General features: G+C 60.1%; 13 protein-coding genes. 4 read left to right on the forward strand and 9 right to left on the reverse strand.

Annotation, left to right across the window (positions count from 1 at the left end; genetic code table 11):
- Positions 1 to 34 precede the first annotated feature (34 nt).
- From QOM08_RS16155 to QOM08_RS16170, 4 genes are all read right to left on the reverse strand, one after another.
- The gene (locus tag QOM08_RS16155) at positions 35 to 814 is read right to left on the reverse strand and encodes an amino acid ABC transporter ATP-binding protein (RefSeq protein ID WP_107322847.1); all 780 of its coding nucleotides are present in this window, start codon (positions 812 to 814) and stop codon (positions 35 to 37) included.
- Positions 815 to 816: 2 nt separating this feature from the next.
- Entirely contained in the window at positions 817 to 1593 is a 777-nt protein-coding gene (locus QOM08_RS16160) for an amino acid ABC transporter permease (RefSeq protein WP_047225541.1), read from the reverse strand.
- Positions 1594 to 1604: 11 nt separating this feature from the next.
- On the reverse strand, positions 1605 to 2411 hold the full coding sequence (locus tag QOM08_RS16165; RefSeq protein WP_047225540.1) for an ABC transporter substrate-binding protein: 807 nt from the start codon (positions 2409 to 2411) through the stop codon (positions 1605 to 1607).
- Between the two features lie 76 nt (positions 2412 to 2487).
- A complete protein-coding gene (locus QOM08_RS16170; RefSeq protein WP_047225539.1) occupies positions 2488 to 3156 on the reverse strand; it encodes a GntR family transcriptional regulator in 669 nt (222 codons plus the stop codon).
- Between the two features lie 373 nt (positions 3157 to 3529).
- On the opposite strand from QOM08_RS16170, the gene QOM08_RS16175 reads away from it, so the two are divergent.
- Both QOM08_RS16175 and QOM08_RS16180 read left to right on the forward strand, forming a co-directional pair.
- Positions 3530 to 4210 carry a peptidoglycan-binding domain-containing protein gene (locus QOM08_RS16175; RefSeq protein ID WP_160894351.1) on the forward strand — a complete coding sequence of 227 codons (681 nt, stop codon included), beginning with the start codon at positions 3530 to 3532 and terminating at the stop codon, positions 4208 to 4210.
- A 56-nt stretch (positions 4211 to 4266) separates the two neighbouring features.
- Entirely contained in the window at positions 4267 to 6120 is a 1854-nt protein-coding gene (locus QOM08_RS16180; RefSeq protein WP_240539568.1) for a protein Hnh, read from the forward strand.
- On the opposite strand, the gene QOM08_RS16185 is transcribed toward QOM08_RS16180, so the two are convergent.
- The 4 genes from QOM08_RS16185 to QOM08_RS16200 all read right to left on the reverse strand — a co-directional run bounded on the left by QOM08_RS16185 (position 6115) and on the right by QOM08_RS16200 (position 8965).
- Positions 6115 to 6759, reverse strand: coding sequence for a hypothetical protein (locus QOM08_RS16185; RefSeq protein ID WP_316911800.1), 645 nt, complete (start codon positions 6757 to 6759; stop codon positions 6115 to 6117). The two genes, QOM08_RS16180 and QOM08_RS16185, sit on opposite strands and share 6 nt — an antisense overlap.
- A 198-nt stretch (positions 6760 to 6957) precedes the next feature.
- Positions 6958 to 7365 (reverse strand): VOC family protein, encoded by a 408-nt coding sequence (locus QOM08_RS16190; protein WP_047225536.1) that lies wholly within the window; start codon positions 7363 to 7365, stop codon positions 6958 to 6960.
- 23 nt (positions 7366 to 7388) lie between these two features.
- Positions 7389 to 7814: a YciI family protein gene (locus QOM08_RS16195; protein WP_047225535.1), complete on the reverse strand. Its 426-nt coding sequence runs from the start codon at positions 7812 to 7814 to the stop codon at positions 7389 to 7391.
- Positions 7815 to 8023: 209 nt separating this feature from the next.
- Positions 8024 to 8965 carry a helix-turn-helix domain-containing protein gene (locus QOM08_RS16200; RefSeq protein WP_047225534.1) on the reverse strand — a complete coding sequence of 314 codons (942 nt, stop codon included), beginning with the start codon at positions 8963 to 8965 and terminating at the stop codon, positions 8024 to 8026.
- A 243-nt stretch (positions 8966 to 9208) separates the two neighbouring features.
- On the opposite strand from QOM08_RS16200, the gene QOM08_RS16205 reads away from it, so the two are divergent.
- Both QOM08_RS16205 and QOM08_RS16210 read left to right on the forward strand, forming a co-directional pair.
- A complete protein-coding gene (locus QOM08_RS16205; protein WP_107322853.1) occupies positions 9209 to 9973 on the forward strand; it encodes an SDR family NAD(P)-dependent oxidoreductase in 765 nt (254 codons plus the stop codon).
- 326 nt (positions 9974 to 10299) lie between these two features.
- Positions 10300 to 10557, forward strand: coding sequence for an Atu4866 domain-containing protein (locus QOM08_RS16210; protein ID WP_316911801.1), 258 nt, complete (start codon positions 10300 to 10302; stop codon positions 10555 to 10557).
- A 118-nt stretch (positions 10558 to 10675) separates the two neighbouring features.
- On the opposite strand, the gene QOM08_RS16215 is transcribed toward QOM08_RS16210, so the two are convergent.
- Complete coding sequence (locus tag QOM08_RS16215) at positions 10676 to 12667, reverse strand: sigma-54 interaction domain-containing protein (protein ID WP_316911802.1); 1992 nt, start codon at positions 12665 to 12667, stop codon at positions 10676 to 10678.
- Between the last annotated feature and the right edge of the window lie 83 nt (positions 12668 to 12750).

The raw sequence follows: 12750 nt of genomic DNA on the forward strand, positions 1-12750 counted from the left end.
ATTGGCGGGACTCAGGGCGAACACCCCGGAACGGTCATAACACGCGACTGAGGAAAGCCCGGGTTCGCGGGTGCGTGGGATGGCTGAAGATCTGCTCCGGCGGGCCTTGCTCGATGAGTTCACCTTGGTCCAGCACCACCACACGGTCTGCCACTTCGCGGGCAAAGCCCATTTCATGGGTGACCACGACCATGGTCATGCCCTCCTCTGCCAGCGCTTTCATGACTTGCAGCACCTCGCCAACGGTTTCCGGGTCGAGGGCGCTGGTGGGTTCATCGAACAGCATGGCCTGGGGTTTCATCGCCAGCGCCCGGGCAATCGCCACCCGTTGCTGCTGGCCGCCGGAGAGCATCGACGGGTAGTGGTTGGCCTTGTCCGCCAGACCGACCCGTTCCAGCAGGTTGCGCGCCTCTTCCAGCGCTGCGGTGCGCGGTATCCCGAGCACCTGGATCGGCGCCTCGATGATGTTCTCCAGGGCCGTCATGTGGGGGAACAGGTTGAAGCGCTGAAACACCATGCCGATGTCCCGGCGCTGGCGGGCGATGTTGCGCTCCGACTCACGCACCAGGCTGCCGTCAGCCCGCTCGCGATAGCCCATGGCCCGGCCATTGACGCGGATGCGCCCACCCTGGATGTCTTCCAGCAGATTGATGCAGCGGATAAAGGTGGTCTTGCCCGAGCCGGAGGCACCGATCAGCACCACCACTTCGCCGCGCCGTACTTGCAGGGATATGCCCTTGAGGATCTGCAGCTCGCCAAAGGACTTGTGCACATCCAGCGCCTCGATGATCAGCTCTTCACTTTTGTGCGCCATGGCTAACGTGCCCTCAACAGGTTCAGGGTGCTGCGACCGAACATCCGCGTCGACGCCGGCGGTGGTGACGAGGGTCGGTCCGATTGGCCGAAACGGGCTTCCAGCCAGCGCTGGAAAAAGCCCCAGAGAGTGGTCAACAAGAGGAAATAGATCGCCACCACCAGGTACAACTCGAACACCCGGAACGTCGCCGACGTGACCATCTGGGTACTGAGCAACAGCTCCTGTACGCCGATCACACTGACCAACGTGGTGTTCTTGAGCATCACGTTGAACTCGTTGCCCAGTGGCGGGACGATGACCCGGAAAGCCTGGGGCAAGACAATGCGGCGCATCAGCTTGGCGAACGTCATGCCCAGGGAACGCCCGGCTTCGTACTGGCCCTTGTCCACCGCGCCGATGCCGGCCCGGATGATCTCGGCCATATAGGCACCTTCGTTGAGCCCCAGGGCAATGATCGCCGCCTGGATATTGCCGGGAATCACCAGGCCGAACAGATCGATGTCTTCGAAGCGGAAAATCCCCCCTGCCGCCAGTGCTGTATAGAGAAAGACAATCTGCACCAGCAACGGCGTGCCCCGCATCAGCCACACATAAAAACGCACCGGTAGATGCAGCAACGGATTGCTCGACAACCGTAGCAACGCCGCGGCCAGTCCCAGGAAGCAGCCCAGCAGCATCGCCAACACACTGATCACGCAGGTCAGCCAGAGCCCGGTGAGGTAAACATCACTGGGCTGCAACAGGTACTGCCAAAACACATCCCAATTGAAGTTCATCAACGCTCACCTCAATCAAGAGTGTCACTGGCGACATGCCATTTGCTGAGCAGTTGGCTGTAGCTGCCATCACTGCGCATGTCGTTGATCACCTGCTGCACTGCGGCGCTCAGTTGCGTGTCGTCCTTGCGAATACCCAGTCCGGTAAGAATCCGGCTGAAGGCAGGCACCCCTTCCTCAAACAAATCGGGGGCCATGGTGGCGTAATAACCGGCGGTTTCCACCGTGGTGCCGTAGGCATCGACCTGGCTGATGCGCAAGGCCTGGAATGCATCGGTATCGGTGTTGTAGACCACCAGTTTCATTCCAGGCTTGCCAGCCTTGGCCAGCGCTTCATTCTCGGCGTCGAGCAGGGTCTTGATGGTGGAGCCATTGAGCACCGCGACTTTATGCCCGGACAGGTCCGACAGCGTCTTGATTGCCTTCGGATTACCCTTGGGCACGACCACCGCCTGGCTGGAGTACATGTAGTTGACGATATCGATCACCTCACGGCGCTCGGGCTTGTCAAACAACTGGTCGACGATCATGTCGCACTGCTTGGCGAGCAAAGCCGGGAGCAGCCCGGAAAAGGGAATCACCCGCCACTCGACTTTCTTGTCGCCCAGCCGCTTGGCGATTTCCAGGCCCAGGTCAACGGTCAAGCCCCTGGGTTTCTGCGCTTCATCGAAGGACACCAGGGGCGGCGAATCCATGCCTGAGCAATAGACGAGTTTTTCGACCTTGAGCAAGCGCTCCGGAACAACGGGCGCGGCAACCGCCCACTGCGCACAGAATCCCAAGGATAGGGCGGCAACCAACAGGCGAGGCTTATGCATGACCAGACACTCCAGTTCAGTTAGTAACGGGCAGTACTCAAAGTCAAAACAACGGCAGGCGCGGGGCCCGCTCTGGTTATTTTTTCGATTGCAGAAATTGGATCAACTCAGGAACGGTGCCTTCGATGTGCGCGCGCACCACTGCCTCGGCCTTATCGGCGTCGCCAGTACGAATCGCCTCAAGAATCACCGCGTGTTCCTGGCGCGCACTCAGCGGTTTTTCCACGTGCTCAAGCCATAGGCGCATGGGCGCCTCGATCAAGGAATAGAGGGCACTGATCTGCTTCAGCAACCGGGGACGACCGCTGAGGCTGCACAGGTATTCATGAAAGGCGCGATGCCGGCTGACCCACTCGGCGCTTTCCTCGCGGTAATCGTCCATCTCGTCCAGCAGACGCTCCAAGGCTGCCAATTGGCGCTCGCCTATCCTGGCTACCGCGACACGGATCGCCAGGCCTTCGAGGACGCTGCGCATCTCGAAGACTTCGTGCAGCTCATCGATATCCAGGCCACTGACAACGGCCCCGCGATTGGGTCTAAGGGTCACCAGGCCCTGGGCGTCCAATCGACGGAACGCCTCGCGCACCGGCATCCGGCTCATACCGATCTCGCTGGCGATGTCTTCAGCGATCAGCCGGTCACCCTTGCGCAATCGTCCCCCGCAAATGGCGTCCAGCAGGAAGTTGTAAGCCTCCTCCTCGGCCGTCATCGACGGGCGCCCAACGTAACTCGGAGCGAATTGCATGGCAGCACCTTTTGAATTTTTGTATCCAATTATCCATAAATTCAAAAAGCAGAATGCGTGCCAACTGAATGGATCGATGTGCAAGTGATTGATTTGAAGGAAAGGGTCTTGCTATGGGGCGTGCATGGGCCCGGCGTCAATTGGGTAGACGTGCTACCAAATGGCTCAAGCGACGCCCATTAGTGTGCACAGTGGTAGCCAGGTAACACTCAATCAGCCAGCCCTGGGAGTGTCCGAAGGTGACTCACCAAACAGCGCTCGGTAATGACCTTCCAAAACGGCCATAACCTACTAAGGTTTTAATCGCCTGCTGAATCGGCGCGATTGCGCCCCCAGATGACCACAGTGCGACTTCCAGGGAAGGAGAAACCGTATGAATGCCAGATCGGACCCGGGCGGTGACGGCATCGTCCTTACACTGGGGGCCACCGAAAGCGTCGACAGTGTGGCCTACGCCTACGGGCATGCGCGCGAGACACTCTGGGATCACCCGCGCAATGCCGATCTGCGCCGTCAACACCCGGACGGGACGGCGCTCGCGGCGGGTGATTCGTTGTTCGTCCCGCCGCGTGTGAAAGCGACCTTCGAACAGAACGCCACCGGGCAAAGACACACCTTCCGCGTACTGAACACCCCTGCCATGCTCAGGTTTCGCCCTTATGCCCTCGCCGGACAGGGCCTGGCCCGGCACTTTCAGGTATTGCGCGGTGACACGCTGCTGGGCAGTGGCGAAGCCGAAGCCAACGGCGATATCGTCTGGCCTCTGGAGCCCACCGCCGACGACATCACCGTGCGCGTAACCTTTGACGGCTTCTCCCGCGATTATCATCTAAGGCTGCGCGCGCTCGACCCGATCAGTACCCTCAAAGGCGTGCAGCAGCGCCTGCGTGGCCTTGGCTACTTCAACGGCGACTGCGATGGTCAGATGGATGACGCGACCCGTGTGGCCATCGGTGCGTTCAAGATGCAGGCCGGATTGCCCGACGACAATGACTTACTCAGCGATGCCGTACGCACCGCGCTCCACGGCTACCACGGCGAGGCCCCCGTATGATCAGGGTTCGCAAAACGCCTACGGCCCCTCCCGCGCTACAGCGCTCGCACGATGCCATGAAAAACAACGTCCTGCAGGCTGTCCAGGCTGGCGCTTCGGTGGTCCTCTGCACCAAAGGCACCAACACCGCCAAAACAAAAAGTGTTCCCAAAGGCTCGGTGAAGGTCGTCATCGATGACGACCAATACAAACCGCCCCACGCCAAAGCGCTGCTCAAGGTCGACCAATATGGCAAGTGCGCCTTTTGCGAGGCACGCTTCATGGACACCGCAGGCGGGGATGTTGAACATTTCCGGCCGAAAAAACGCCACGACGGTTTCGTTCCAGTGAACGACAAGGCAATGGATAACCTCGGTTATTTTCAGTACGTGTACGACTGGAGCAACCACTTGTGGTCATGCAAGGAGTGCAACGAGACCTACAAGAAGAACTACTTTGACGTGATACCGGACAATCTGGCGCAACCGCCGCCGAGACTGGAAGACTTCAACACCGAGGATGAGTTCTGGGACGCCATTGGCGAATGGGGCCGGTTCAGGCCACCGCGCCACGACGCGTGGGACGACCCGCACAACGCCGAGAAACCGGTGTTGATCAATCCTGTCACCGAGAATCCCCGCGAGCACATCAACTTCAATTGCGCGACAGGACTGGCCATCCCCGCCCCTCTGAATGACCTCAACCAACAAATGCAGCCCACCAGCGACAGGGGTGGCAAGAATATCCTTGTGCTCGGTCTGAACCGCAAGGAGCTTGTGTTCGCCCGCATGCGGCATCTGACAATGTTGCGAGGGGTTTTTCTGGAGATGACCCACAGCCTCGACCTGACAATCGAATTCCTGAAATGGCAACGTGGAGAAGAGTGGTTCAAGACCTTGCAGGAACCGACATTGCGCCACCTGGTGAAATACCCCGACGCTTATCAGGTATCGGACAATCCAACGCGCTGCGCTATCGAGTTTTTGTTCTATTCGACAACGCCCCAGGCACCGTTCTCTGGATTGGCAATGGACGCCTTTGCCTGCTGGAGCCTGGAACTGGCCCGGCACGTGATGCAGTTGCGCGAGCACATCACTCAACTGCAGGCCGCACAAAGCGGGATAGCCCCGGCCACCCGCAGCGTCCACGAACTCCCCCGGCTCAGTCTGCATGCGACCATCCTCGCTACCTACAAGGCGGACATGAAGGCGCTGCAAGCATTGCGCGACACCCTTGAGGTGTATGCTCCGCTATGGAATGCCGGCTTTGAGCAAACGCACATCGAATACGTCTGCCGGGATCGCCTGGAAAAAGTCATGGCTGAACACGCCCAATTTTTCCTGTGGCAAAAGAACTATACCCGTTACGACCCGGCTTTCGTCGCCGGCTATCTGACCCACGAACGCAACTTCCTGGATGTCTACAACGCCCTGGAAACCTATGAGTGCGACAAGAGTACATGGAGCAATGCGATAGACGCGATGAGGCGAAACCTCAATAGATACGGGCCGGATCTCGCAGAAGACCTCACGCCCCATTGCAATCAGGTCGTCGCCCGACTCAAGGTGGTGACGCAAGCGTTCGACCAGGATCGAAACCTGACTCAGACAGCGCCCTGGTGCAACGAAGTGGTCAAGATAGGACAGGATGCTGAACAGCTTACCGCTGAGCTCGACCGCCGTTGCCAAGCCTGTGGGAACGAAGATGCCAGCAACAGCACCACTGAAATGCGCACCACGCTGACGAAAATCGCCAACGCCGTCGCCAAGCTGAAAGCGGGCGACATTCCCCGAGAAGTGACGCCACTTGAATTGCCAGCCCCGCCGAAGCCCTGGATCACGCCAAAGGCCACCGGGCTGCGCAAGCGCGCCGGCATGCCCCAAGACCTGGACGCCGCGTGGAAGCACATTCGTTTGCGATCCAATTCATGAGCCGCGGCATCGCTCGACGGCACGCTGATCGAGTTTGGGAAACGTCACCTGACAGTTGCCGGGATCAACCCCTTCCGCTCTCGCCCGGCCGAGTTCGTCAAGCACACCGCTGCGCTGGGTCCCATTGGGCAGCACAATGACGTAGGGCTCCCCGCTGACGGGCTGCCCCTGCATATCCAGTAACTCGATCTCCACAAAGGTCAGCGCAACCGGCTCAAGTGGATTGACGGACTCGGACGAGGCTTTTACCTGCGCACGCTTGTGAGCCGCGGCGGACACCGGTGCAACAACCGCTTCCACAGCGCCCGAGGCCGGTAGGCGAACGGGCATCGGTCGTTGATGTGGATATAGGTAAGCACACAACTCGCCACTCGACAGCTTGCCCGCGACCTGATGACGAACCTCGTCATCGTCCAGCAGATGGACCAGAACCCCCTGGGCGGACAATAGCCCGCGCAGACGGGGTACTTCACCGGCCCCGGCAAAATGTCGGCGAACAAAGTGCTCTGCCTGCCATGGTTCACGCGCATCGATCCTGGTCGCCGGGCTTCCCTCTCGCAGCACGGACTGGCCATCAGCAAGGTTGGATCGAGTACCCAGCTCGATGCGATCGGCCCCGTCAAAAAAACAAATCCGCATAGGCTGCCAGTCCCGGGCAGGAGGATGAAAAGGCAGTGTAGATGATCCAGGCATCCCAACTCAGGGTGTGTTGCGAAACCCGGCGACCATTCGGAATGCCGCGCCAACCGGACAGGAGTTCCGGTCCAGGATGGCGCGCACCTTTGTACTGATCTTTTTCCGATAGATGTCCAGTAAACCGCTGCGAGATACAGCCGCTTATTTTCCCCCCTCGCAATTGACCATCCAGGCAATCCCGAAACGGTCTTCGAACATCGCAAAACGTTCCGCCCAAAAGGTCTTCGCCAGGGGCATCTGCACGGTGCCACCTGCACTCAAGCCATTGAACAGCCGTTCGGCCTCTTCCACGCTGTCGACGTTGAGGGAAACCGACACGCCTTGCGGCTGGCGATACGGCTGGCCTGGCGGGCAGTCGGAAGCCATCAGGCTGAAATTGCCCACGGTCAGGCAGGTGTGCATGATCAGGTCGGCGTCCTTGGGCATGCCGACGTCCTCCGGCGCCTCGGCAAAGGACATGGAAAACAGCTCGCCACCAAGGACGTCCTTGTACAACGCAAAGGCTTCCTTGCAGCGGCCGTTGAAGGTCAGGTAAGGGATGATTTTCATGCTCGCAACTCCTGTAGTCGGCTTCACGATTGATTGGACAACTGCGCCCGCAGACGCTCTTCCTGCTCGCGCAACTCGGGGGTAAAGCTCTCGCCAAAATCCTCGGCTTCGAAGATCTGGCGGATCTCGATTTCACTGTCACTGATCATCGGGTTCGGGCAGCGTTTGACCCAGTCGATGGCTTCCTGCAGCGACTGGACCTGGAAGATCCAGAAGCCGGCAATCAATTCCCTGGTTTGCGCAAAAGGCCCCTCGACGACGGTCCGGTTTTTGCCGGAAAACTGCACGCGCACACCCTTGGCACTGGGATGCAGCCCTTCTCCGGCGAGCATCACCCCGGCCTTGAGCAATTCTTCATTGTAGGCGCCCATGTCGGCGAGCAATTCTTCGCTGGGCATCTGTCCGGCTTCCGATTCCGGGCTGGCTTTGACGATCACCATAAATCGCATGCGCTTGTCTCCTGAGAGTGGATGGATTAAGCCGCCCTTGTGGTGGCTCTACGGACTAATCGGATGGCAAGGGTCGAAATCGACAGCCTGACGCAATTATTTTTTTGGCAGGCCGTTGCGGCTTCAGCCATGGATCACTCGGACCAACGGCGCAGCCTTTCACACCATCCGAATGAACACTGCAAACCGCAGAAACGCTTAAACAGCCGTCATGCCCGACGATAGACGCTGGGCGTGACCCCCACTTCGCGGCGAAACACCTGGGAAAAATGGCTGGGGCTCGAATAGCCGACCTCCAACCCGACATCGATGATGCTTCGGTCCGTCTCCAGCAGCAGATGCCGGGCGCGGCTCATGCGCAAGCGAATGAAGTACTGCGAGGGTGAAAGCCCGGTGGCGCGCTTGAACATGCGGCTGAAGTGGTACTCGCTCAGTTGCGCAACCCGCGCAAGGTTCGCGAGGCTGAAATCGGCGGCAAGCCCCTCGGTCATTGCCTCGATAACGCGGCGCAGTTTGTAGGCCTGCAACGCGTTGTTGCGCCGGGCACTGCGGTTTGGGTCAAGGTAGCGCCGCACCAAATGCACGGCCAGCGCCTGAGCCAGGCTGTGGGCAAACAAGGGGCTGGGCTGGCGCTCGTCGATGAGTTCCTGGCGCAGTTGCTCCAACAGGAAACTGATTCGTTCATCCCGGTCACCGGAAACATCGAGGAAGCTGACCGGGTCGGCGTGTTCGCCCAGTACCTCGCGCGCGGCTTGATCAATCAATGGCAGGCCGAGATACAGGTGCATCACCTCAAAAGCGTCGCAGCCTTGGGTCTGCCAGCGCATCTCGTAGGGTTCGCCAGTGTTGGTGAGAAAGAAGTCGCCGGTCTTGACGTCGGACGCGACCCATTCCCCACCCAGAACGCGCTCCTCGACCCGAGCCGCGCCCGCCAGCACCCACACCAGCAGAGGCTCGACCACCGCGGGCACCAGGATGGGCTCGACGATGCTGTGATGGCTGAACCGCAACATCACCACGTCCTGCATCTGCGGGCGCGGCGGTAACGTCTGCGGCGTTCCCGGCAAATAGTGCAGCATCGATTCGCCCGTAATGCGTTGAGCATCGCTGGCGAGGTTTTGCGGATCGGGTTGGTGCACAGGATGCTCCATCGACAAAGCCCTCTGACGAGGACTGGTGCCAACAGGATAACGCGGCGGCGGCCATGAGCAAGGTTGCGCGACAGACCGTGTGCGCCGCAGCCTCGCATGCTGGAGCAAAACCCCAACAGTCCAGGCAAGCCTGCGAAAGCCCGAACATGCACATTGAGAGACAGTGAAGCCGTCGATAACGACAGCGCCTCACGGGCGCGGAGCCGGCGAATGTCTCCTCGGCTCGCAACGCAGGAGAGCATCATGACTGATATCACCTACAGCATCCCCCACGAAGTCGCAGGCAAAGTCGCGCTGGTCACCGGCGCGGCCAGTGGCATCGGCAAAGCCATCGCACTGTTGCTGCACGCTCGTGGCGCCAAGGTCGTTGCTGAAGACCTGAACCCCGCCGTCGAAGAGCTCGCCCGTCCCGGGCTGGTGCCGCTGGTGGCGGACATCAGCGAAGACGGAGCCGCCGAGCGCGCGGTCGGCCTGGCCGTCGAGCAGTTCGGCCGGCTGGATATCCTGGTCAACAACGCCGGGATCATCATCAACAAGCTTGTCATCGACATGACCCGTGAAGACTGGGAGCGCATTCAGGCAGTCAACGCCACCGCGGCCTTCATGCATTGCCGCGAGGCGGTGAAAGCGATGATTCCCAACAGATCCGGGGCAATCGTCAACATCGCCTCTTACGCATCCTACTTCGCCTTTGCGACGATCGCAGCCTACACCGCGTCCAAGGGCGCGCTGGCCCAGTTGACCCGCACGCTGGCGCTCGAAGTGATCGAGCATGGCATCCGCGTCAATGCCATCGGCGTCGGCGATGTGGTGACCAACATCCTCAATGACGTGGTCGACGACGGCCCCGGCTTTCTGGCCAAGCACGGCGAAGCGGCACCCATCGGCCGCGCTGCGCAGCCGGAGGAAATTGCCGAAATCGTCGCCTTCCTCGCCTCGGACCGCGCGAGTTTCATGGTCGGCTCGGTGGTTATGGCCGATGGTGGCATGACCGTCACCGCGGGCTAATACGGCGTTGTCGCTGCACGCCCCGGGCAAGGATGCCCTCGGCTGGCGCCTGTTGACTTTGGTCTGGATCGATAAGCCGGTTCGGTGTCGGTTACGCCATACAGGATCAGGCAAACCCGCGACATTTTTGACATAACGGCCAAGCGGATCCACTCCCTAATCTGGACTCACGAAACGGATGACACCGGACGGCCCGGACAGGGCCATCCGAACTCGCTGTTCAAATGTGGGGGCAGAACATGAAAAGCATCAGCCGATTGTTGATCGGTACCGCTTTGAGCGCCGTTGTCGTCTCGGCTGATCTAACCGCAGAAGGAGAATGGAACATGCAACGTATTCAACCTACTACCACCAGTCACCCCTACACCGGCATGTGGATCACCGCTGATGGGAAAATTCGCCATGAGCTGTTGCCAAATGGGCGCTACGACGAGGCTCGCGGAAATCGCGAAAGCGCTTATCAGGGGCGTTACGAGGTGGAAGGCGATTACATCCGCTACTGGGACGACACGGGCTTCACTGCCGATGGAACGTTTCGGGACGGCGTCCTCTACCACGCCGGGATGGTGCTCTATCGCAAGTGACAGAGACGCCCGGCTCCTTTTGACCGGGCGTTTCTCGTCTCGCCAGCATGAAGGATGCATAAAACCACCCTCGAGCGGAGACTGGTCGTCCGTTTCATCGCCAGCGTTGCGCCACCGGCTAAGAACGGAACGCATCAACCTTGAGCCCATACCGACTCATCTTGTTGTACAACCCACCACGCGACACATTCAGCCGTTGAGCCGCCAGGCGGATGTTTCCGCGCGTGTCTGTGAGGGCGGCAATGATTGCATTCATTTCATGGGTGCCAAGGTCCGGCGCCGTCCGAGGTTCAGGGACGCTCGCCCACGTCGATAGTCGCCCTCGCTGCCTGATCTCCAGCGCAAGATCGCTCGGCTGGATCAGTTCGCTCATCGCCAGGTTGGTCGCCCGTTCAATGACGTTTTCCAGCTCGCGAACATTGCCCGGCCAATCGTAGGCGCCAAGCATATCCAGTGCCACGGGAGAAAGGTCCTGCGTCGATTTGCGGAGCGACCGGGCACAACGCGCGAGAAAATGCCGCGCCAGCAACGGCACGTCTTCGCGGCGCATTCGCAGTGGCGGCACGGTCAGGTTCAGGACGTTGAGCCGGTAGTAAAGGTCCTCACGAAAGGCGCCCTCGGCCACCGCCTGGCTCAGGTTGCGGTGAGTGGCGGCAATGATGCGAACGTTGACCCGCAGCGATTTTTTTGCCCCCACCCGTGTCACCTCGCCTTCCTGCAGGACGCGCAGCAAGCTGACCTGCGCATCAAAGGACATGTCACCGATTTCGTCGAGGAAAATCGTCCCGCCATCGGCCAATTCGAACTTGCCTGCCGAGCCACCGCGAGCCGATCCGGTGAAAGCGCCTTCGACATGACCGAACAGTTCGCTCTGCACCAGGTCACGGGGAATGGCGCCGCAATTGACCGCCACGAAAGGACCGCCACAACGGTCGCTGGCATTATGGATCGCCTGGGCGAACAGCTCCTTGCCTGTGCCGCTCTCGCCGAGGATCAGCGTGGTCGAATCACTGCGACTGGCAATCCGTGCCAGGTGCACTGCATCCTGAATCGCCCGTGAATGGCCCAGGATGGTTTCGAAGGTGTAGCTGGCCTGGGTGCCCATGATCCGCCGGGTGATTTCCCGAATGCGTCGGTTTTCGCGCAACGAAACAATCCGCCCGCCTTGTTCCAGCGGGCAGACCGACACCAGGCATGCCAGATGGCTGTGGTCGTGCAGTTCAAAGGTGCAGTCCAGGTCCCGTACGCCCTCCCCGCTGGCAAGCAGGACGGCATCGGTCAGCTCACTTTGTCCCAGGCTCTTGAACGGACTGCCAAGCAGGTCATGGCCCACTCGGAACAACTGACGAGCGTAATGGTTGAGCGCCTTGATGCAGCCCTGCTCATCCAATACCACCAAGCCCTCGTTGAGCACTTCAAGCACGGTTTGTTGCTCTTCCAGCAAGGTTTGCAGCGCCATCTGCCTCGAGACCGCCTCGGCCGCGGCCTGGACGGTGCCCAGCGTATGGAAGTGAAACCAGCCTGGCTCCGCCGTCAAGGTCAACATACCCAAGGTTCGGCCCTGGGCATCCCGGATAGGCGCGGCGGCGCAATGCATGCGGCGCTGGCGCAGGCCAAGCCCAAAGTTCTCCTCGGCTAGCACATAGACCAAACGGTCTTCGACGATCGCCAGCCCGGTGCAATTGGTGCCCTGTACCGACTCCAGCAGGCGACTGCCTATGGGGGTGAGGTCCAGGCCACAGAAGTACAAAGTCGTGCCTTGGGTATCGGTCAGATTGATATGGCCCTTGGGGTTGTAGGCGAGCAAACCGCGCATGACCTGCGCCGCTGCGGCGATTAGCACCCGGTTGGCTGCCAGTGTCGCGGCGAGGTCGTCGGGCGCGACAAAACGGTACTCACCGTCTTCCGGGTCAAGGCCGGCATGGACGCTGCGCAACCAGGACTCCCAAATCACCCGCCTGATTCCGGCAGGGCGAGCGATTACCCCCTGCAAGCACGCTCGCCATGCCTCATCCAGCGCAGTGCTGGGCCCTTCGTTCAATGACGCCGGGCCAAGCGCGGTGAGGTAATCGCGGTCTTCGGCGCTCAAGGCTGCAGGTTGCTGATTCATTATTCGGCCATATGTTCATATTTTCGACATGTCAGTATAGACATGTAATCAAAATGAACATCAATGCCAACGATAATGAATAA

The organism is Pseudomonas sp. P105 (assembly GCF_032614175.1).
GTDB classification, from domain to species: Bacteria; Pseudomonadota; Gammaproteobacteria; order Pseudomonadales; family Pseudomonadaceae; genus Aquipseudomonas; species Aquipseudomonas rhizophila.

Bases quoted from the DNA above. Each gene is read 5' to 3' on its own strand.
- QOM08_RS16155 (WP_107322847.1), bottom strand. From the start codon at position 814: ATGGCGCACAAAAGTGAAGAGCTGATCATCGAGGCGCTGGATGTGCAC.
- QOM08_RS16160 (WP_047225541.1), bottom strand. From the start codon at position 1,593: ATGAACTTCAATTGGGATGTGTTTTGGCAGTACCTGTTGCAGCCCAGT.
- QOM08_RS16165 (WP_047225540.1), bottom strand. From the start codon at position 2,411: ATGCATAAGCCTCGCCTGTTGGTTGCCGCCCTATCCTTGGGATTCTGT.
- QOM08_RS16170 (WP_047225539.1), bottom strand. From the start codon at position 3,156: ATGCAATTCGCTCCGAGTTACGTTGGGCGCCCGTCGATGACGGCCGAG.
- QOM08_RS16175 (WP_160894351.1), top strand. From the start codon at position 3,530: ATGAATGCCAGATCGGACCCGGGCGGTGACGGCATCGTCCTTACACTG.
- QOM08_RS16180 (WP_240539568.1), top strand. From the start codon at position 4,267: ATGAAAAACAACGTCCTGCAGGCTGTCCAGGCTGGCGCTTCGGTGGTC.
- QOM08_RS16185 (WP_316911800.1), bottom strand. From the start codon at position 6,759: ATGCGGATTTGTTTTTTTGACGGGGCCGATCGCATCGAGCTGGGTACT.
- QOM08_RS16190 (WP_047225536.1), bottom strand. From the start codon at position 7,365: ATGAAAATCATCCCTTACCTGACCTTCAACGGCCGCTGCAAGGAAGCC.
- QOM08_RS16195 (WP_047225535.1), bottom strand. From the start codon at position 7,814: ATGCGATTTATGGTGATCGTCAAAGCCAGCCCGGAATCGGAAGCCGGA.
- QOM08_RS16200 (WP_047225534.1), bottom strand. From the start codon at position 8,965: ATGGAGCATCCTGTGCACCAACCCGATCCGCAAAACCTCGCCAGCGAT.
- QOM08_RS16205 (WP_107322853.1), top strand. From the start codon at position 9,209: ATGACTGATATCACCTACAGCATCCCCCACGAAGTCGCAGGCAAAGTC.
- QOM08_RS16210 (WP_316911801.1), top strand. From the start codon at position 10,300: ATGCAACGTATTCAACCTACTACCACCAGTCACCCCTACACCGGCATG.
- QOM08_RS16215 (WP_316911802.1), bottom strand. From the start codon at position 12,667: ATGAATCAGCAACCTGCAGCCTTGAGCGCCGAAGACCGCGATTACCTC.